The sequence below is a fragment of the Thermoanaerobacter uzonensis DSM 18761 genome (genome assembly GCF_900129115.1).
Classification (GTDB): Bacteria; Bacillota; Thermoanaerobacteria; order Thermoanaerobacterales; family Thermoanaerobacteraceae; genus Thermoanaerobacter; species Thermoanaerobacter uzonensis.
Genome location: NZ_FQUR01000011.1, coordinates 73,864 through 93,153 on the forward strand (window position 1 = coordinate 73,864; position 19,290 = coordinate 93,153).

Annotated in this window: 17 protein-coding genes and 1 pseudogene; 13 read left to right on the forward strand and 5 right to left on the reverse strand. The window is 33.6% G+C overall.

Annotation, left to right across the window (positions count from 1 at the left end; translation table 11 throughout):
• Window positions 1-167: 167 nt before the first annotated feature.
• Window positions 168-842: a beta/alpha barrel domain-containing protein gene (locus BUB32_RS07140; protein WP_042834584.1), complete on the forward strand. Its 675-nt coding sequence runs from the start codon at window positions 168-170 to the stop codon at window positions 840-842.
• Window positions 843-871: 29 nt separating this feature from the next.
• Here BUB32_RS07140 and BUB32_RS07145 read toward each other — a convergent pair whose 3' ends face one another.
• The 3 genes from BUB32_RS07145 to BUB32_RS07155 are packed head-to-tail and all read right to left on the reverse strand — an operon-like array spanning window position 872 to window position 2,705.
• Window positions 872-1,639 carry an ABC transporter permease gene (locus BUB32_RS07145; RefSeq protein ID WP_072968689.1) on the reverse strand — a complete coding sequence of 256 codons (768 nt, stop codon included), beginning with the start codon at window positions 1,637-1,639 and terminating at the stop codon, window positions 872-874.
• On the reverse strand, window positions 1,632-2,333 hold the full coding sequence (locus tag BUB32_RS07150) for an ABC transporter ATP-binding protein (RefSeq protein ID WP_072968691.1): 702 nt from the start codon (window positions 2,331-2,333) through the stop codon (window positions 1,632-1,634). The genes BUB32_RS07145 and BUB32_RS07150 overlap by 8 nt, the downstream gene beginning before the upstream one ends.
• A complete protein-coding gene (locus BUB32_RS07155) occupies window positions 2,334-2,705 on the reverse strand; it encodes a GntR family transcriptional regulator (RefSeq protein WP_084726995.1) in 372 nt (123 codons plus the stop codon).
• 201 nt (window positions 2,706-2,906) lie between these two features.
• Here BUB32_RS07155 and BUB32_RS07160 point away from each other — a divergent pair, with 201 nt between their 5' ends.
• Both BUB32_RS07160 and BUB32_RS07165 read left to right on the forward strand, forming a co-directional pair.
• Window positions 2,907-4,040: an aldo/keto reductase gene (locus BUB32_RS07160; RefSeq protein WP_072968693.1), complete on the forward strand. Its 1,134-nt coding sequence runs from the start codon at window positions 2,907-2,909 to the stop codon at window positions 4,038-4,040.
• Between the two features lie 277 nt (window positions 4,041-4,317).
• The gene (locus BUB32_RS07165; protein ID WP_072968695.1) at window positions 4,318-5,601 is read left to right on the forward strand and encodes an SH3 domain-containing protein; all 1,284 of its coding nucleotides are present in this window, start codon (window positions 4,318-4,320) and stop codon (window positions 5,599-5,601) included.
• Between the two features lie 21 nt (window positions 5,602-5,622).
• On the opposite strand, the gene adhE is transcribed toward BUB32_RS07165, so the two are convergent.
• Window positions 5,623-8,241: a bifunctional acetaldehyde-CoA/alcohol dehydrogenase gene (gene adhE, locus BUB32_RS07170; RefSeq protein WP_072968697.1), complete on the reverse strand. Its 2,619-nt coding sequence runs from the start codon at window positions 8,239-8,241 to the stop codon at window positions 5,623-5,625.
• Window positions 8,242-8,551: 310 nt separating this feature from the next.
• Between adhE and BUB32_RS07175 the strand changes: the two genes are divergently transcribed.
• The 4 genes from BUB32_RS07175 (at window position 8,552) to polX (ending at window position 11,656) form a co-directional block, all read left to right on the forward strand.
• A complete protein-coding gene (locus BUB32_RS07175; protein WP_072968699.1) occupies window positions 8,552-9,019 on the forward strand; it encodes a methylated-DNA--[protein]-cysteine S-methyltransferase in 468 nt (155 codons plus the stop codon).
• A 96-nt stretch (window positions 9,020-9,115) separates the two neighbouring features.
• A complete protein-coding gene (gene mntA / locus BUB32_RS07180; RefSeq protein ID WP_003869665.1) occupies window positions 9,116-9,505 on the forward strand; it encodes a type VII toxin-antitoxin system MntA family adenylyltransferase antitoxin in 390 nt (129 codons plus the stop codon).
• Entirely contained in the window at window positions 9,498-9,926 is a 429-nt protein-coding gene (gene hepT / locus BUB32_RS07185) for a type VII toxin-antitoxin system HepT family RNase toxin (RefSeq protein ID WP_072968701.1), read from the forward strand. Before mntA ends, hepT begins: the two co-directional genes overlap by 8 nt.
• A 17-nt stretch (window positions 9,927-9,943) precedes the next feature.
• Entirely contained in the window at window positions 9,944-11,656 is a 1,713-nt protein-coding gene (polX, locus tag BUB32_RS07190) for a DNA polymerase/3'-5' exonuclease PolX (protein WP_072968703.1), read from the forward strand.
• Window positions 11,657-11,969: 313 nt separating this feature from the next.
• Here polX and BUB32_RS12555 read toward each other — a convergent pair.
• Window positions 11,970-12,362 (reverse strand): annotated as a pseudogene (locus tag BUB32_RS12555) (bifunctional acetaldehyde-CoA/alcohol dehydrogenase); the annotation flags it as partial.
• Window positions 12,363-12,561: 199 nt separating this feature from the next.
• Here BUB32_RS12555 and BUB32_RS07210 point away from each other — a divergent pair.
• The 6 genes from BUB32_RS07210 (at window position 12,562) to BUB32_RS07235 (ending at window position 19,190) form a co-directional block, all read left to right on the forward strand.
• Complete coding sequence (locus BUB32_RS07210; RefSeq protein WP_084726997.1) at window positions 12,562-13,164, forward strand: amidase domain-containing protein; 603 nt, start codon at window positions 12,562-12,564, stop codon at window positions 13,162-13,164.
• Window positions 13,165-13,178: 14 nt separating this feature from the next.
• Window positions 13,179-13,874 carry a hypothetical protein gene (locus BUB32_RS07215; RefSeq protein ID WP_234949244.1) on the forward strand — a complete coding sequence of 232 codons (696 nt, stop codon included), beginning with the start codon at window positions 13,179-13,181 and terminating at the stop codon, window positions 13,872-13,874.
• Window positions 13,875-13,920: 46 nt separating this feature from the next.
• Complete coding sequence (locus BUB32_RS13110) at window positions 13,921-14,154, forward strand: nucleotidyltransferase domain-containing protein (RefSeq protein WP_234949245.1); 234 nt, start codon at window positions 13,921-13,923, stop codon at window positions 14,152-14,154.
• A 359-nt stretch (window positions 14,155-14,513) separates the two neighbouring features.
• The gene (locus BUB32_RS07225) at window positions 14,514-14,954 is read left to right on the forward strand and encodes a MarR family winged helix-turn-helix transcriptional regulator (protein WP_072968709.1); all 441 of its coding nucleotides are present in this window, start codon (window positions 14,514-14,516) and stop codon (window positions 14,952-14,954) included.
• 130 nt (window positions 14,955-15,084) lie between these two features.
• On the forward strand, window positions 15,085-17,310 hold the full coding sequence (locus BUB32_RS07230; protein ID WP_072968712.1) for an ABC transporter ATP-binding protein: 2,226 nt from the start codon (window positions 15,085-15,087) through the stop codon (window positions 17,308-17,310).
• A complete protein-coding gene (locus BUB32_RS07235; protein ID WP_072968714.1) occupies window positions 17,307-19,190 on the forward strand; it encodes an ABC transporter ATP-binding protein in 1,884 nt (627 codons plus the stop codon). The genes BUB32_RS07230 and BUB32_RS07235 overlap by 4 nt, the downstream gene beginning before the upstream one ends.
• Window positions 19,191-19,290: the final 100 nt, after the last annotated feature.

A 19,290-nucleotide genomic window follows, 5' to 3' on the forward strand; every position in this document is an offset into this window, starting at 1 on the left:
AAAGAATGGCAAATTTTCTTTTGAAGAAGAAATTCAAAAAGATGTGGAAGGTATGTAGCTAGATAATTTAATCGCGAAAAAATAGATTTTGAAAAATATGGGTGTTGATTTATAAGCAATTATTGGTATAATATTTTTATAAAATAAGAGTAAAAGATGGTGATAAAATGTCAAGTAATTTTGTTCCCGAGATAACTTCACCTTTAAGACAAAAGATGGTTTTAGTTCCTGAAGTCATTCATCAAAAAGCTTCAGGCATAAAAGTTTATGGAAAATTAATAAAGTCTCTTGTTTTTACTACAGATATTGCGCTTATTAGAAATACTAATGCTCATGCTGTTTTAGCTGTATATCCTTTTACTCCTCAACCGGTTATTACCCATGCTCTTATGATGGCAGCAGATATTCCGGTATTTTGCGGTGTAGGTGGAGGACTTACACAAGGGAAGAGAGTTGTAAACCTAGCTCTTGATGCGGAATTTTCTGGAGCAATGGGAGTTGTTGTAAATGCCCCTACTGCCAATGATATAATCAAAAAAATGAGAGCGACAATAGATATACCTATTGTTGTAACTATAGTGTCGGAGAAAGAGGACATAAAAGGCAGAGTAGAAGCTGGTGCTACAATACTTAACATATCTGGTGCGCAAAAGACCCCTGATTTGGTGAAACGGGTAAGAGACATTTGTCCTGAAATACCTATTATTGCGACAGGAGGTCCCACTGAGGAGACTATTTTAAAGACGATAGAAGCGGGTGCTAATGCCATATCCTATACTCCTCCTACAAATGCAGAGATTTTCTCAGAAATAATGGACAAATACAGAAAAGAAAGGGAATAACTAAAAGGGCTTTTAAGCCCTTTTAGTTATTATAAGTTCATTTTGTTGTCAATCAGATATGAGGTTATAAAAAAGAGAATAAAGAGCATAAATGTTTCAAAAGTCAAAGCAGCGATATTTAAATCTCCTGGTATAAGATTAAATGTTATATTAGAATTAGTGTTAGCAGCTTTTGTGATTATACTGCCAGTTCCAATATGAATGGAATAAGGGAATAATTTTAATATAAGGGTAATAAGTTTATTTGTTATGAAATAAATTAACCACATCAACATGAAAGAAATCAATATGGCGTATTTGTTTGAGTAAAAAATTGTTTTTGTAAGAGTTATGCTAAAATATGACAGAAGAATTAAATAGATAAAGAAAAATGTTATAAGTGTAAAAGCTGTTATTAGAATATTTTTATATTCTAAAATAAAATTGTTTACTGTTTCCACAGGGTAATTTACTGATAGATTCAAATAGGATAGAAAAATAACAGTGAACATAAATATTAGGAATTCAACAATAGCAACTATTAATTTTGCCCCCAATATTATTTCTCCTTTTTTGGGAATTGTAAAAATTAAATATCCAGAGTTTCTAAAAACATCTTTAGCATAGAGTATTATACCTGATATTATTAGAACAATATAGATTAAGTAAGTTTCTAAAAATGAAAAAGCTAACGAAACTGTAAAATCATTGGGAGTAACTCTTGTATTTATATAAAAAAACATAAAAAGCATGCCTATTAAAGCTGCAATGTAATATTTGGATTTTCCCTGTAATTCATATTTTATGAGTTTAAACATTGGCATATACCTCCCTAAAAATTTCATCAATTGATTTTCCCTTTTTGGCTCTTAATTCTTCTGCATTTTCTTTTAAAATTATTTTTCCTTCAGAGATAAAAACAACTTCATCAAAAACTTTTTCTATATCACTTATAATATGAGTAGAAATAACAATTGAGCTATCTTCATTAATGTTTTTTATTATGGTATCTATTATTTTGTCTCTTGCACTGGGGTCTACACCGCCTAAAGGTTCGTCTAAAATATAAAGTTTTGCATTTCTTGACAAGTAAAGTGTTAAAAGAAGCCTTTCTAACATACCTTTTGAAAGAGAAGAAACTTTTTGGTTTTCTTTGAGCTCCATAAAACCTAAATTTGATTTAGCCTTTTCTTCATCAAAATCATTGTAAAAATCTTTAAAAAAATTTACAGCATCTTTTACCCTCATCCACTTATAAATAGGATTTACATCAGGCAAATAAGATATAATTTTCTTCGTATAAATTCCCGGATTTTTACCTTCAATTAGAACTTCTCCTGAAGTAGGTTTTAGGATTCCAGCTATGATTTTCATTAATGTAGTTTTACCACTGCCATTAGGACCTAAAAGTCCTAAGATTTTTCCTCTTTCAACTTCTAAGTCTATGCCTTTCAAGGCTTGGGTAGTGTAATAATTTTTTGTTAAATTAGAGATTTTTAAAATTGTTTCCAATTACTTAACCTCCCTTTCTAAAGATTCTTTTACAATTTCTATTATTTCTTCTGTTTTAAAACCCAAATTTTTGATTTCATTTACAAAGAATGTAACTAATTCTATTGCCATTTCTTTTTTCAATGACTTTAGTTTTTGCACATCGTTTGTAATAAATGTTCCCATTCCTCTTTGTGTATAGGTGATTTGTTCTCTTTCAAGTTCCTGATATGCTCTTTGGACTGTATTGGGATTTACTTTTAAAATCTCTGCCATTTCTCTGACAGAAGGTAATTTATCCCCTTTCTTTAAGTTTGCTGTAGCTATCTCTTGCTTTATTGCTTTCATTATTTGTAGGTAAATGGGCCTTTTTTCATCAAATTCAATTTTCAAAGCAACACCTCCATATGGAAATCGATTAAAATTCGTGCCGAGAAGCGTTTCCGTGGCTGTTCAATAGTTATTATTGTATTAGTGTACTAATTATATAATACACTATTTTTTCTTAATGTCAATAGTTTAAAGTAATTTTTGTTTATAAAATTTTCTATGTTATAATTAACTTAAAACATTTTATAAAGGGGAGAGATTGAAATGCAATATAGAAAATTTGGTAAATTAGATATTGCAGTATCTGCACTGGGATTTGGCTTAATGAGACTTCCTGTTATTGATAAGGACAACAATAAAATAGATGAAGCTGAAGCAATAAAGATGATAAGGTATGCCATTGACAATGGCGTGAATTATATTGATACAGCATGGCCATATCATGGAGGTAACAGCGAGATAGTTGCAGGTAAAGCTTTAAAAGATGGATACAGAGAGAAGACCTTTCTTGCCACAAAGCTTCCTACATGGCTAATCAACGAAAAAGAAGACATGGACAAATATTTAAATGAACAGCTTAAAAAACTTCAGACAGACCACATAGATTTTTATCTTTTACATGCTTTAGATAAAAGCAAATGGGAAAACATGAAAAGGGTTGATGCTTTAAGCTGGGCTGAAAAGAAAAAGCAAGAAGGGAAGATAAGATACATAGGATTTTCTTTTCACGATGAGTATCCTGTATTCCAAGAGATTGTAGATTATTATGACAAATGGGATTTCTGTCAAATACAGTACAACTATATGGACATAGACGTACAAGCAGGAGAAAAGGGACTAAAATACGCAGCTTCAAAAGGTTTAGGGGTTGTAATAATGGAGCCTATAAGGGGAGGCAGACTTGCTAATCCTCCAAAAGCTGTGATGGATATATGGGGTACTGCAAAGGTTAAGCGTACCCCTGCAGAGTGGGCACTTCAATGGCTGTGGAATCAGCCGGAAGTTTCGGTTGTTTTAAGTGGCATGAGCACGTTTGAACAGTTAAAAGAAAATATTGAAAGCGCAAAAATGTCAGGAATAAATACCTTAACGAAAGAAGAACTTGAGATTGTGAGTAAAGTTAGAAACAAATACAAAGAGCTTTCGCCAATTGCGTGTACAGGGTGTAACTATTGTATGCCTTGTCCAAATGGTGTAAATATACCAAGGAACTTTGAACTTTACAACGAAGCTCATATGTATAACACCTATGAAGCTAACCGCAGGGATTATGAAAACTTGGGAGATGCAAAAGCGAGTTCCTGCATTGAATGTGGTACCTGTGAGAGCGTATGTCCACAACATCTTACAATAATTGATTATCTTAAAGAAGTTGCAGATTATTTTGAAAGAGTATAACGAAAAATGAGAAGGAGTTTTACATTTCGCTCCTTCTCATTTTTATGTAATACCATGATGAAAAGCAGTTAAAAATATTGTTATTCCAAGAAGAAGACATATCAGACTTAGTATTAAAATGATGACTAAATAAAATTTTTTCTCCATTTAGTATACCGCCCCTTTTAAAAACATATCTCTATAGTATAGACGAAAAACTTCACTTTTAGTTTCATTTTTTTAAAATTCTTTCTATAAATTTTTGTCTACTTTTATTGTTTATGAGGGGAGAATTTTCATGTTTGAAGTTTTTGAAGATATGTTAAGTCCAGAATATTGGATTAGGAAAATAGACAGTGCCGACAGAGTTATTATGACACCACAAGAGATTGAAAACTTTAACAGAAAGGTAATAAATAAGGTAGCTACAATATATGACCTTGAGACATACAAAAAAAGTTTAAAAAAAGACGAGCTTATTAAGTTAATCAAAAGTTATGAGATACCCAAAAAGCCTATGTACAATAGGTACGGCAACCTCATAGAAGAAGACTTTTATGACGATGTAATAGAAAATACAAATTTAGAAAAAATTGAGGATGTAACGCCAGTAAAATACGGTATAACAATTCGAAATACTTATATAAGAAGTTTTCCCACGGAGGAAGCTGTTTTTGACAAACAAGGAGATATAGAATTTGATAGGTTTCAAGAGACGGGATGTCAAGCTTTAGAGCCTGTAGTTATTTTACACAGAAGTAAAGATAGAAAATGGTTTTTTATACAGATGTACAATTACAGAGGATGGATTAAAGCAGAAGATATTGCAATTGCGAAAGACAAAAAAGAGTTATTTGACTATATAAACTCACTAAGTTTTTTACTGGTCACAGGAAACTATATAAAGACTCAAAGCAATCCCTTTGATAAAAATGTTTCTAAATTGGAATTTACAATGGGTACGAAAATATATCTAGAAAAAGAAAATATTTTACATCAAATTGGCAATCAATCAGTTATTGGGAATTATCTTGTAAAGTTGCCTGTTAGAAATGAAGAGGGAAATCTTGATTTTAGATATGCTTTAATTTCAAAAAAAGAAGATGTAAATGTTGGATATCTTCCCTATACAAGAGAAAACATTTTGAAGCAGGCTTTCAAACTTATAGGTGATAGATACGGTTGGGGGGATAGTTTAGGAGGAAGAGATTGTTCAAGCTATATAATGTATGTTTTTAAAACTTTTGGCATAAGGCTTCCTAGGAATGCTAATGAGCAAGAAGCAGTAGCGGACAAATCCTATAAATTTATTGAGGAAATGTCAAATGGAGAAAGAATAAAAGTGTTCGACAATGTAAAGCCAGGAGCATTAGTCTATATGCCAGGGCATGCTATGATTTACATTGGAAAAGAAAAAGGCATTCCTTATATAATACATAATTTTCATGGGTATGGAGAGAAAAAGGAAGATAAATATGAATTTGTTCCTATAAATGAAGTTATGGTAACCTCTACTTTTCTGCCGACAACTTCAGGAGTATCTTATATAGAAAAATTCACTTCTGTTTTGGAAATAGAATAAGGGTAAACTAAAAATTTACCCTTATTCTCCATAGGCTTTTCTATATATTTCTGCAATTTCGGATACCAATGGCATTCTTGGGTTTGAACCGGTGCACTGGTCATTAAAGGCTATATCAGACATTTCCATTATTTGTTTTTCGAATTCTTCTTTATTTATGCCTGCCTCTTTAAGTGTCAAAGGAAGATTAAGCTCTTTCATAAGATTTTTTATTGCTTCAATGAGGCTTTTTACTCCTTCTTCAATGGTTGATGCAGGAAGTCCTAAGAATTTTGCAATTTCTGCATATTTCTCGGCCGCTTTTGGATATTCATATTGTGGAAATGCTGCAAATTTCTTAGGTAATTCAGCGTTGTATTCTATGACATATGGCAGAAGTATCGCGTTTGCTCTTCCATGGGGAAGGTGGAATTTAGCGCCAAGTATATGAGCCATGCTGTGATTTATTCCTAAAAATGCGTTTGTGAAGGCCATTCCTGCTATGGTTGAGGCGTTGTGCATCTTTTCGCGGGCGACTTTGTCTTGTCCGTTTTTGTACGCTTTGGGTAGATATTCAAATATCAGTTTTATGGCTTTTTCGGCGAGAGCGTCTGTATAGTCTGATGCCATTACAGATACATAGGCTTCAATAGCATGGGTTAAAGCGTCCATACCAGTGTCTGCTGTGACAGAGGGTGGAATTGTCATGACAAAGTCAGGGTCTATTATAGCAATATCTGGTGTCAATTCGTAATCTGCCAGAGGGTACTTTATATTTTTCTTTTTGTCAGTTATGACTGCAAAGGCTGTAACTTCAGAACCTGTACCGCTGGTGGTTGGTACTGCGATAAATAGAGCTTTTTTGCCGAGTTCAGGGAATCTATAAGTTCTTTTTCTTATGTCCATAAATTTTAACCTTAAGTCTTCGAATTTTGCGTCAGGGTATTCGTAGAAAAGCCACATTCCCTTTGCTGCATCTATTGCAGAGCCACCGCCCACTGCTATTATTAAATCAGGCTCGAACTCTTTCATTATTTTTATCCCTTTTTCTACAGTGTCAACTGATGGGTCTGGTTCTACTTCAGAGAATACTTCATATTTAATATTTGCTTTGTCTAATTGATACGTCACTTTATCTACGAAACCTAATTTAACCATCACAGTGTCTGTTACAATGAAGGCTTTTTTACCTTTTACTTGTGACAGATATTGTATTGATCCTCTTTCAAAATAAATTTGTGGTGGAACTCTGAACCATTTCATTCTCTCTTTTCTTATAAAAACTCGTTTTATGTTTATAAGGTTATAAACACTTACATTATCTGTTGTTGAATTTCCACCCATTGTACCGCAACCCAAAGTCAAAGATGGGATAGCTGTGTTATAAATATCTCCAATAGCTCCTTGTGAGGCAGGGGCGTTTACGAGGATTCTTCCTGCTTGTACTCTCTTTGCAAATTCATTAATAATTTGTTGGTTTTCAGAATGTATTACAGCAGAGTGACCGAGTCCGCCGAATTCTGTCATTTCTTCACATCTTTTTATGCCTTCGTTGTAATCTTTGACTGTGTATAAAGCAAGTATTGGACTTAGCTTTTCTCTGGAGAGGGGATATTCTGGTCCTACAGCAGGATATTCAGCTACAAGTATTTTTGTGTTTTCAGGTACTTTAAATCCAGCCATTTCAGCAATTTTTGTTGCCGGTTGACCTACAACTGCTGGATTCATTAAACCGGTGTTTTTGTCTATAGCGAATTCTTCTAGCATTTTAGTCTCTTCTTTATTGAGAAAATAGCAACCATATTCTTTCATTAATTTTTTCACTTCATCGGTTATTTCTTCATCTATTATTACGGCTTGCTCCGAGGCACATACTGTACCATTGTCAAAAGTTTTGCTAAGTATTAGGTCTGAGACTGCTCTTTTAATATTTGCAGTTTTTTCAATGTAGCAGGGGACATTGCCAGGACCTACGCCAAGGGCGGGTTTTCCTGAGCTGTAAGCGGCTTTTACCATTCCAGCGCCGCCTGTTGCGAGGATAAGGGAGACGCCGGGATGTGTCATGAGAAGTTGTGTTGCTTCAATTGAGGGTGTCTCAATCCATCCTATGCATCCTTCTGGTGCACCTGCTTTTAATGCTGCCTCATACATGGTCTTTGCTGTTTCTATACTACATTTTAATGCTTTTGGGTGGAAACTAAAAATTATTGGATTTCTTGTTTTAATAGCGATTAAGCATTTGAACATTGTTGTAGAAGTAGGGTTTGTGACAGGTGTTACACCGGCTATAACTCCTATAGGCTCTGCCACTTCCATATAATTTTCTTCTAAGTTTTTACTAAGGACGCCGACAGTCTTTTTGTCTTTTATATAATTGTACACATATTCTACTGCAAAAAGATTTTTCGTTATTTTGTCTTCATAAACACCCATTTTTGTTTCTTCATGGGCTAATTTTGCCAATCTCACATGATTTTCAATACCAGCCAAAGCCATAGCTTTAACTATTTTATCTATTTGTTCTTGGGTATAAGACATGAATTTTTCCTGTGCTCTTTGTGCTTTTTCTACTAATTGGTCTATTTGTCTTTTAACATCCAGCGTTTCTTTCACTTCTGTTTTTTCTTTTACTTCTCTTCTTTCTTGTAATAAGTTAGGCATAAGAACACCTCCATATTGATAATAATTTAACAAAATATTTTATTTAAATAAAGAGATTGTCAAAGTGTACTTCGAAAAATTTAAGTATTTTTCTATAAAAATTAGAAGTTAACAATAGTTTGCTCTATATTCTAATTGTTATTCATTTAACAATCTCTCTACACTTTTATAGTACAACAACGATTGAATCTTGTCAATAGAGTTAAAATAGCCTGAAACGATTACTCAAAAAATTTTACATTATGTTTTTGCAGATTATATTGTGATATAATCAAATTACCAGTTTTTAAATTTTTAAGGAGATGAGAAGGTGCTGTATAAAAAATTCTTATCGCCTATTGGCATGCTTACAATATTTTCTTCGGGTAAAGGCATATGTCGTATTGACTTTGAAAATAAGAAATCTTCATTAGAAGGCTTTAAAGAAGACAGCGATTTTTATATTGAAGAGTGTATTAAGCAGCTTGACCTATATTTTCAAAAGAAATTAAAAAATTTTGATGTGCGGTTGGATTTGCAAGGTACAAATTTTCAAAAAGCTGTGTGGCGTGAAATTTCAAAAATTCCCTATGGGAAAGTTAAAACATATGGAGAAATTGCTAAATTGATTGGCAAGCCAAAGGCAGCAAGAGCGGTAGGGCAGGCTCTTAATAAAAATCCTATTCCTATTATAATTCCTTGTCACAGAGTTATAGGAAAGGATGGCAATTTGACAGGCTTTGGAGGGGGAATTGAGATAAAAAAGTTTTTATTAAGTCTTGAGGGGGTAAAGATTTAACTAGCTACAATGGTGCAATTGGTAGTAATTTTGTCAATTGTGCCATTATTTTTTTAACTTTTTATGGTATAATGGAGATAAAGAGCAGGTGATAGAATGGATTATTTGGAAACTTTAAAAGAGTTTTTTAAAAATAAAGAAAATATAGTTATGGCTTTTTTGTTTGGCTCTGTTGCCAAAGGAAAAGCTACAAAGGAATCAGACATTGACATAGCAGTTTACCTTAAAGAATATGATGAGAAATTTGTCTATGGCTTATGGAATGAATTGGAGGATTTGCTTAAAAGAGATGTTGACCTTATTGTTTTGAATATAGCCAATGCTACTGTTGCTTGGGAAGCTTTGAGAGGAAAAAAGATTATAATAAATGACCATGATTTTTATATAAACTACATGCTTGAAGTGTCTATGGAGGCAGAAGATTTTAGAAAAACTGTTCTTGATATATATAGATACAGACAGGAAAGAAGGGAGAAAAATGCTTAAAGATTCTGATAAAATTAATGTGATAAAAAGGATTGAATTTATACAAATTGAATTGGAAGATTTAAAAGAGCATAAAGAGTTGAGCTTTCAAGAATACAATGCCAATAGGATAGTTAGAAGAAATGTTGAAAGGATGATTGAAAATATAGCCAATGCACTTATTGACATTTCAAAAATTTTGATTGCCAATGAAAATGTTGAAATACCCGATTCTTATAGAGAGATAATATTAAAATTAGGGGAAATAAAAGTAATAGATATAGAGCTTGCCAAATCCATAGCAGAAATAGCAAGACTTAGAAATGTCCTTGCCTATCAATATCTTGATATAAAGTGGAGTTATATAAGAAATTTTTTGACAAAGAAAATTGACGGTGTTTATGAATTTTTGAGGGCTATTGAGTTATATATCAATAACTAAAAAAGAAGTGGTGAATTATGGATAAAAAAACGGTTGTGGATATATTGAATGAGATTGGGCTTTTACTCGAGTTGAAAGGAGAAAATCCCTTTAAGGCAAGGGCTTATTACAATGCGGCTCGCACTATAGAAGTTCTTGATGAAGATATAGAGACTCTTGTGAAAGAAGATAGGTTAAAAGATGTAAAAGGCATAGGAGAAGCGTTGAGTAAAAAACTTACAGAGTTTATAACAACAGGAAGACTTGAGTATTACGAAAAATTAAAGGAATCAGTGCCTCCTGGCCTCATAGAGATGTTAAAAATCCCGGGATTAGGGCCTAAAAAGATAAAGACATTGCATGAAAAACTGGGGATTACGACAATTGGTGAATTAGAATACGCCTGTGTTGAAAATAGGCTTGTGGACCTTCCTGGTTTTGGTGAAAAAACACAGAAGAAGATTTTTGAAGGAATACAGTTTATAAAGCAGTTTACAGGACAGCACCTATATTTTGAAGCCTATCAAGAAGCAGTCAAACTTAAAAAGTATTTGGAAGGGACAGGGCTTACTATAAGATGTGAGATTGCGGGAAGTCTAAGGCGCAAAAAGGAAATCGTAAAAGACATTGACATACTGGCTACTTCTGATAATCCCGAAAAACTTATGGACTTGTTTGCTTCCTATGAAGAGGTACAGGATGTGATAGCAAAAGGGGATACAAAGACAAGCGTAACACTAAACTCGGGAATAAATGCAGATTTAAGAGTAGTAAAAGATGAGGAATTCCCTTATGCTCTTCACCATTTTACAGGAAGTAAAGAGCACAACACAGCTATGAGGCATAGAGCAAAAGAGATGGGCATAAAAATGAACGAATACGGGCTTTTTAAAGGGGATGTCCTTATTAAATGCAACTCTGAAGAGGAAATTTTTAATAAACTTAATTTGTCTTATATTCCTCCAGAACTTAGAGAGAACATGGGAGAAATTGAGGCGGCAGAAAGAGGAGAAATACCTGTCTTGATAGAAGAAAAAGATTTAAAAGGCATATTTCATGTACACACTACTTATAGCGACGGTAGAAATTCTCTTATTGATATGGTAGAGAGAGCGAGAAAGCTAGGATATAAATACATAGCGATTACTGACCACAGTAAATCTGCTTTTTATGCCGGTGGATTGGCAGAGGAAATGCTATTAAAACAGTGGGAAGAAATAGAAGAGTTAAACAAAAAATACAATGATATAGTCATATTAAAAGGTATTGAATCGGATATTTTGCCGGATGGGTCATTGGACTACGATGAAGAAATTTTAAAAAGATTCGATTTGGTTATAGCTTCTATACATTCTCATTTTAGAATGACTAAAGAAGAGATGACAAAAAGAGTGATAAACGCTATTAAAAATAAATACACAAAGATAATAGGCCATTTGACTGGAAGGCTTTTACTGGCAAGAGACAGCTATGAAATTGACGTCTATCAGGTAATTGAGGCGGCAAAAGAATACGGCAAAATAATTGAGATAAATGCCAGTCCCTATAGATTAGACCTCGACTGGAGATATATAAAATATGCAAAAGATAAAGGTGTAAAATTTGCCATCTGTCCAGATGCCCACAGTGTAGAAGGGTTGGAAGATGTAAAATATGGCATTGGTATTGCAAGAAAGGGGTGGCTTGAAGCAAAAGATGTTGTAAATACTTATAAACTGGAGGCAGTGTTAGAGATTTTTTCTAATATGTAAAACCGCTTTTAATTTTATTAGCGGTTCAGTTTGTTGACAAAGTCAAAAAATTTTCAAAGGAGATATTTTGCATCGTCGTTCCGATGTTCCAAAGCGACAAAACATAAGCTTCCCCTTCGAGCTCCGGCAGGGTACCGGGCACATTCGACCTCCTTGTCTTAGTGCCCGCATCCGCCATCCTTGGCTTCGGCCCTGCCTCCACCCTCGGTCTTGCTAAGTTTTGTTACCACTTTGTAACAAGTCGCTCCTTATGCAAAATATCTCCTTTACGAAAGTTTGCCTACAGTTTGAGGGTAAACTAAAAATTTAACCCTTATTCTCTGTAGGCTTTTCTATATATTTCTGCAATTTCAGATACCAATGGCATTCTTGGGTTTGAACCGGTACACTGGTCATTAAAGGCTATATCAGACATTTCCATTATTTGTTTTTCGAATTCTTCTTTATTTATGCCTGCCTCTTTAAGTGTCAAAGGAAGATTAAGCTCTTTCATAAGATTTTTTATTGCTTCAATGAGGCTTTTTACTCCTTCTTCAATGGTTGATGCAGGAAGTCCTAAGAATTTTGCAATTTCTGCATATTTCTCGGCCGCTTTTGGATATTCATATTGTGGAAATGCTGCAAATTTCTTAGGTAATTCAGCGTTGTATTCTATGACATATGGCAGAAGTATCGTATTTGCTCTTCCATATTGTAAGATGAATTGTTTTATTCAAAAATGAATAAAAATAAATTTTAACTTGCGGAATATTTTTTTGAAATTTTAGCTTTTATATATTGTAGAAGGGAAATAAAAAAGTAGGAGGTGAAAATGTTGTATAATATTTTTCAATTTTAGCTTGGGGCTTTAGAATTGCTAGCAGTGCACATAATTTTTGACCACAAATAAAAAAGAAGGTGAAAAAATGATTCGTGTTAGAATTTTAGTTTCTTTTATTATAATGCTAATATTATCAGTCATGACTTATAATGCATATGCTTCTTATAGTTATATTAGTGCGACAGTTTACGCTGACAATTGGGCATTAAGCAGAAATAGTAATTATCCGAATTTTACCTCAGATTGTGCAAACTTTGTTTCACAATGTCTCCATGAAGGTGGAGGATTACCATTTGACGATATACATGATTGGTATGTTTACAAAAATTTAACTGGATTTTACTGGGGTAGAGCGTGGTCAGTAGCTAGTGAATTGAGGTCATGGTTACTATATTATGAGGGAGAAAATTATCAAGGAGCAACATATGTTGGCAATTGGGGACCAGATTATCAACCTGACAATAATAATATGATACGTTTTGGAGATGTACTAATCTATGACTGGGGTACGGGGGATGGCTGGTCACACGCTGCTATAGTTGCCGATTTTGGACAAGATCCAAACTCCACTTATTATGGTAATTTACAGGATCAGCATACAACTGATAGAAAATGGGCAATTTGGCATCTAAAGCCTTATAATAAAAATTGGAAGACAACTACTATAGGGGTAATAAGACCGAATTAAAGGGGGCTAAATTGATGAATAAAAAGTTAGTAACTAAAGAAAGTATACTTATAAGTTTAGTAATATTGTTGATTGCAGTTATTGCAGTTATATCTTTAATGGGCTTGCAAAGCAAAAATAAAAATGATGAGATAAATGAAATAAAAAAGTTAATTTGGAATGTTGAAGAAATGGAAGCTACTGTATGTATTTTGCCGGAAGCATACACCTCTTCACCAGATAAAGATGTTCCACCAGAAGTTGAAGATGCAATGTATAAAAGGATTGTTGAAGAAGCGAAAAAATACTATAGTGCGAAATCTGGGATTTTAGCTGATAGAATTCAGATTTTACAAAAAGGTGTCAAAGCCGAAATAAATAGTAAGAACTATAGAGATAAGAGTAGTATAATTAAAAAAATTGATTTTATTACTATAGATGTAAATGGTGATACAGCAACTGTAATAGCTGATGTAACGGAGCAAGTAACAGCTGTAGGATTAGTTCCACAAGGTATTGATATAAATAAATATAAGACCAATAATAAAAAAGAAGAAATGAAACCAGAAATGAAAGCAAAATTGGAAGAAGACATAAAGAATGCTCCCCAAAAATTGGTTACATTTACTCCACAAGGTACAATGAGATTTTACTATAATTTAGCAAAAGAAGATGGAGTATGGAAAATAACTTCAAGAAGAGGCGACTATTTACCCGGGCAAGGGCCATAGACAATGATAGACAAAAGATGATCAAACCATTTTGGAAGTGTGTTTTATGAAGATTCATAAAAATGATTGTTTGAAAATTTTAAAAGAGTTTTTTAAAGGTAAGGACAATATAGTGATAGCTTTTTTATTTGGCTCTGTTGCTAAAGGGAAAAAACAAAGGAATCAGATATTGATATTGCAGTATACATTAAATAATATGATGAAAAGTTTGTTTATACTTTATGGAACGAATTGGAAGATTTGTCTAAAAGAGATGTTGACCTTGTTGTTTTGTATATAGCGAATGCTACCGTTGTATGGGAAGCATTGAGAGGGAAGAAATTATAATCAATGATCAGAATTTTTTATATAAACTACATGCTTGAAGTCTCTATGGAAGCTGAGAATTTTAGAGAAATAGTTTTTGATATATATAAACTCAGGTAAGAGAAAAGGGAAAAAGGCTGTTAATTCATATATAGAGGTTAATTAGAGATTTAAGCCGCTATAAAAATTTGAGCGGTTTTTTTATTTTATTTTTTTGAAAAGCTTTAAGAAATCTTGACATACTATTATGAGAAGAGTACAATATATTTTGTATCAGAAATATTTGAATACAAAATATTCGCATGCGAAATAATTTAAAATGCGGTGGTGAAAATGGAAGAGATAAACAGTGGATTGAAAATACTTAAGCTTTTAAAACAAATAATGAATATTATAAAGCATTCTATGAAATACGAGTGTAAAGATTTTGACATTACAGGACCACAAGGAATGCTTATGGGTATTTTAGCCCGTTATGGTGAAATGAAAGTAAGTGACTTAAGTCAGAGATTAGGGCTTTCCAATAGCACTGTTTCTGGCATTATTGACAGATTAGAAAAGCAAGGTTTGGTAGAGAGGACGAGAAGCACTGAAGATAGAAGAGTTGTTTATGTCAGTGTGACTCCTAAGTTTAAAGATACTTTTCAAAAACATTTCAAAGAAGCTGAAGAGAAGTTTGAAAAATTAATAGAAAGAGCAAGCCCACAAGACCTTAATAAAATAATTGAAGGATTAGAAGCACTTAAGGAAATATTGGAAAAACAAGATAATTAACACTGGGAATCTAAGTAAAAATAAATAAAAGAATTAAATTAAATAGATAGAGCCAAAAAATAAAAATTTAAAAAGAAGTAACTATTACAGAAGAAATCAAGGCAAATTTTTAGGAGGAGAAGGTGTTGGTATGGTAAAACTGGCGAAATATTTAAAACCCTATATTCTGTTGCTTTTTTTAGCAGTGTTTTTCATATTTGTTCAAGCAATGAGTGATTTGTCATTGCCTGACTATATGTCAAAAATAGTTAATAATGGAATACAACAAGGTGGCATAGTAAATGCAGTGCCTGAGGCTATAAGAAAAAGGGAAATGGATAAACTTTTACTATTTGTTACACCTGAAGAAAGGGAAGAGATTTTAAAGGGTTATACATTAGTAGACAAATCCAGTACTGATTATGATAAATATGTAAAGAAATATCCTATTCTTTCAAAAGAGCCTGTATATGTCCTTAAAAGCGTAGATAAATCGGAAATTGACAAAATAAATTTACCTCTGGGAAAAGCCTTTTTAGCTGTTACAGGTGTAGAAAAAGCTAAAGCCAGTGCAAAAAACGGAAGTATAGAATTTAATGGGAAGAAAATACCGGCAAATGTAGACCTCTTTGCTATGATGTCTCAACTGCCAGAAGAGCAGCTTATTCAAATAAGAGATGAAATGAATAAAAAATTTGCTTCTTTAGGAGATAACATGATTATACAGGCTGCTACAATGGCTGTAAAAAATGAGTATAAGGCAATTGGAATTAATACTGACAGGATTCAAACTAGGTACATTCTTCATACTGGCCTTATAATGCTATTGATAACAGGACTTAGTGCCTTAAGCACTATTATGGTAGCATTTTTTGGCTCAAGAATAGCAGCCGGAGTAGCGAGAGATTTGAGAAAAGATTTATTTACACAAGTAGAGAACTTCTCTAATGCTGAATTTGACAAATTTTCTACGGCTTCTTTGATAACAAGAACTACAAACGATATTACACAAATACAGATGCTTCTTGTAATTATGATAAGAATGGTTTTCTATGCTCCTATAATGGGTATAGGTGGAGTATTTAGAGCACTTAGTAAAAGTGTTTCAATGTCTTGGATTATAGCTTTAGCAGTAATAGTACTTTTAGGCATAATATCAATATTGTACTCTATTGCGATGCCCAAGTTTATGCTAATGCAAAAATTGATTGATAGATTGAACTTAGTTACTCGTGAAAATTTGTCAGGAATAATGGTGGTAAGAGCTTTTAATAATCAAAAATTTGAAGAAGAACGCTTTGACAAAGCCAATCAAGATATTACAAAAGTAGGACTTTTTGTAAATCGAGCAATGGCAGTTATGTTTCCATCTATGATGCTTGTAATGAATGGTATTACTCTTTTGATAGTATGGGTAGGAGCTCACCAAATCCAAAATTCCAGCATGCAAGTTGGAGACATGATGGCATTTATGCAATACGCTATACAGATTATCTTTGCATTTTTGATGTTCTCAATGCTGTTTATAATGATACCAAGAGCATCAGTATCGGCAGAGCGTATTGCTGAGGTTTTGGCTACAGAGCCTTCTATAAAAGACCCAGAAAATCCAAAACAATTTAATGAAAATATGGCTGGAACTGTAGAATTTAGGAATGTATCTTTTAAATATCCAGGTGCTGAAGAATACGCTTTAAAGGATATAAACTTCAAGGTTTTGCCAGGTCAGACAGTAGGCATAATAGGAAGAACAGGTTCTGGAAAGAGTACCTTAGTGAATTTGATCTTGAGATTTTACGATGTGACAGAAGGACAGGTTTTGGTTGATGGTGTAGATGTAAGAGAAGTAAGGCAGGAAGATTTACGTAGAAGAATAGGATATGTACCTCAAAAAAGTTGGCTTTTCAGCGGTACAATTAAATCAAATTTAAAATATGGGAATGATCAGGCTACAGACGAAGAAGTAAAAGAAGCGGCAGAAATTGCACAGGCAATAGAATTTATAAATGAAAAGACCAAGAAATTTGATTCTGAGATTGCACAAGGAGGAACCAATGTATCAGGAGGACAAAAACAGAGGCTTTCTATTGCCCGTGCTCTTGTTAAAAAACCTGAAATATACATTTTTGATGAAAGTTTTTCAGCTCTTGACTTTAAAACAGAGTCAATTTTAAGGAAAGCCTTAAGAGAAAGGTTAAAATCAAGCACTGTTATAATGGTGTCACAAAGGGTGTCAACACTTTTAAATGTAGACCAAATAATAGTGCTTGAAGAAGGTAAAATTGTAGGCATAGGAAAACACAAAGATCTACTTGCAAACTGTCAAACTTACAGAGAAATAGCTTTATCACAGCTGTCGGAGGAGGAATTGGCATGAGTGAAAATAGAAGAATAGACCCCAAACAGATTCCCAGACTTCGCCGGCCAGGAATGGGAGGCGGTCCCCATGGCATGGTTCGCGGTGGAGAAAAAGCGCGAGATTTTAAAGGCACAATGAAAAAGTTGATAAAATATTTATCAGCTTATAAATTTTCTATAATAAGTGTATTTATATTAGCAGCGCTCAGTGCTTCCTTCTCCATTGCGGGTCCTAAAATACTCAGTAAAGCCATAACCAAAATATTTGAAGGTGTAATGAATAAAATAACAGGGCAAGGCAGTGGCATAGACTTTGAATATGTAGGAAAGATAATTCTAATTCTCATAGGCTTATATGGTTTAAGTGCTTTATTTGGATACTTGCAAGGATGGATAATGTCTGGGGTTGCGATGAAAGTTACCTATAGGTTTAGAAAAGAAATTTCTGAAAAAATTAACCGCCTGCCTTTGAAATATTTTGAAAGTACAAATCAAGGGGAAATATTGTCTCGTATTACAAATGACGTGGATACAATTACTCAGACTCTCAATCAAAGCTTGACTCAGATAATTACTTCTGTGACGACAGTAGTTGGCGTTTTGATTATGATGTTTACCATAAACTGGCTTATGACTTTAGTAGCGCTTTTGATAATTCCTTTATCTTCTTTGGTAATTGCCTTTATTGTCAAACATTCACAAAGGTATTTTAGAGAGCAGCAGGATTATTTAGGGCATGTAAATGGTCATGTAGAGGAAATGTATGGAGGCCATAATATAGTAAAGGCTTTTAATGGAGAGAAAAAGAGCATTGAAAAGTTTGACGTATTAAATAACACTTTGTACGGAACAGCTTGGAAGTCACAGTTTTTAACAGGCATTATGATGCCACTTATGAATGTAATAGGAAACTTGGGTTATGTGGCGGTTACAGTTTTGGGCAGTTGGTTGGTCATAAAAAATGCAATAGAAGTAGGGGATATTCAGGCATTTATACAGTACATCCGATCTTTTACACAGCCTATTGCCCAGATTGCAAATATTTCCAATATACTGCAACAAACTGCTGCCTGTGCAGAAAGAGTATTTGAGTTTTTGGAGGAAGAAGAGGAAGTTTCAGATAATCCACAGCCTGTAAAAGTTGAAGATATAAAAGGCAATGTTGAATTTAGAAATGTTCGTTTTGGATATAGACCTGATAAAATGGTGATAAATAACTTTTCAGCTTCTATTAAGGCAGGACAAAAAGTTGCAATTGTTGGTCCTACTGGTGCTGGAAAAACCACTATAGTGAAACTTTTAATGCGCTTTTACGATGTGAATGAAGGAGCTATTTTGATTGACGGCCATGATATAAGAGATTTTACGAGGGAGGATTTGCGTTCACTTTTTGGCATGGTGCTTCAGGATACATGGCTTTACAATGGTACTATTATGGACAATATCAGATATGGTCGTCTTGATGCTACTGATGAGGAAGTTATAAAAGCTGCTAAGGCAGCTCATGTTGACAGTTTTGTAAGGACATTGCCAGGGGGCTATAACATGGTATTAAATGAAGAGACCACAAATATTTCTCAAGGGCAAAAACAGTTACTAACTATAGCAAGAGCTATTTTGAAAGATCCAAAAATTCTCATACTCGATGAGGCTACAAGCTCTGTAGATACCCTTACAGAAATACAAATACAAAAAGCGATGGATTATCTCATGAAAGGGCGCACAAGCTTTATAATCGCTCATAGGCTTTCTACAATACGGGATGCTGACTTGATACTTGTTATGAACCATGGAGATATTGTAGAGCAAGGTACCCATGAAGAACTTCTTAAAAAAGGCGGTTTTTATGCAAGCCTCTATAACAGCCAGTTTGAAAAAGAGGAAGAGATGGCAAGTTAATACCATTTGATGTGTGTGCAAAACATAAGCAACCTACAAAGCTTGACCATCCGCATTTGATAATTATTCTTGACACAGATTACAGAAAATGATAAATTAA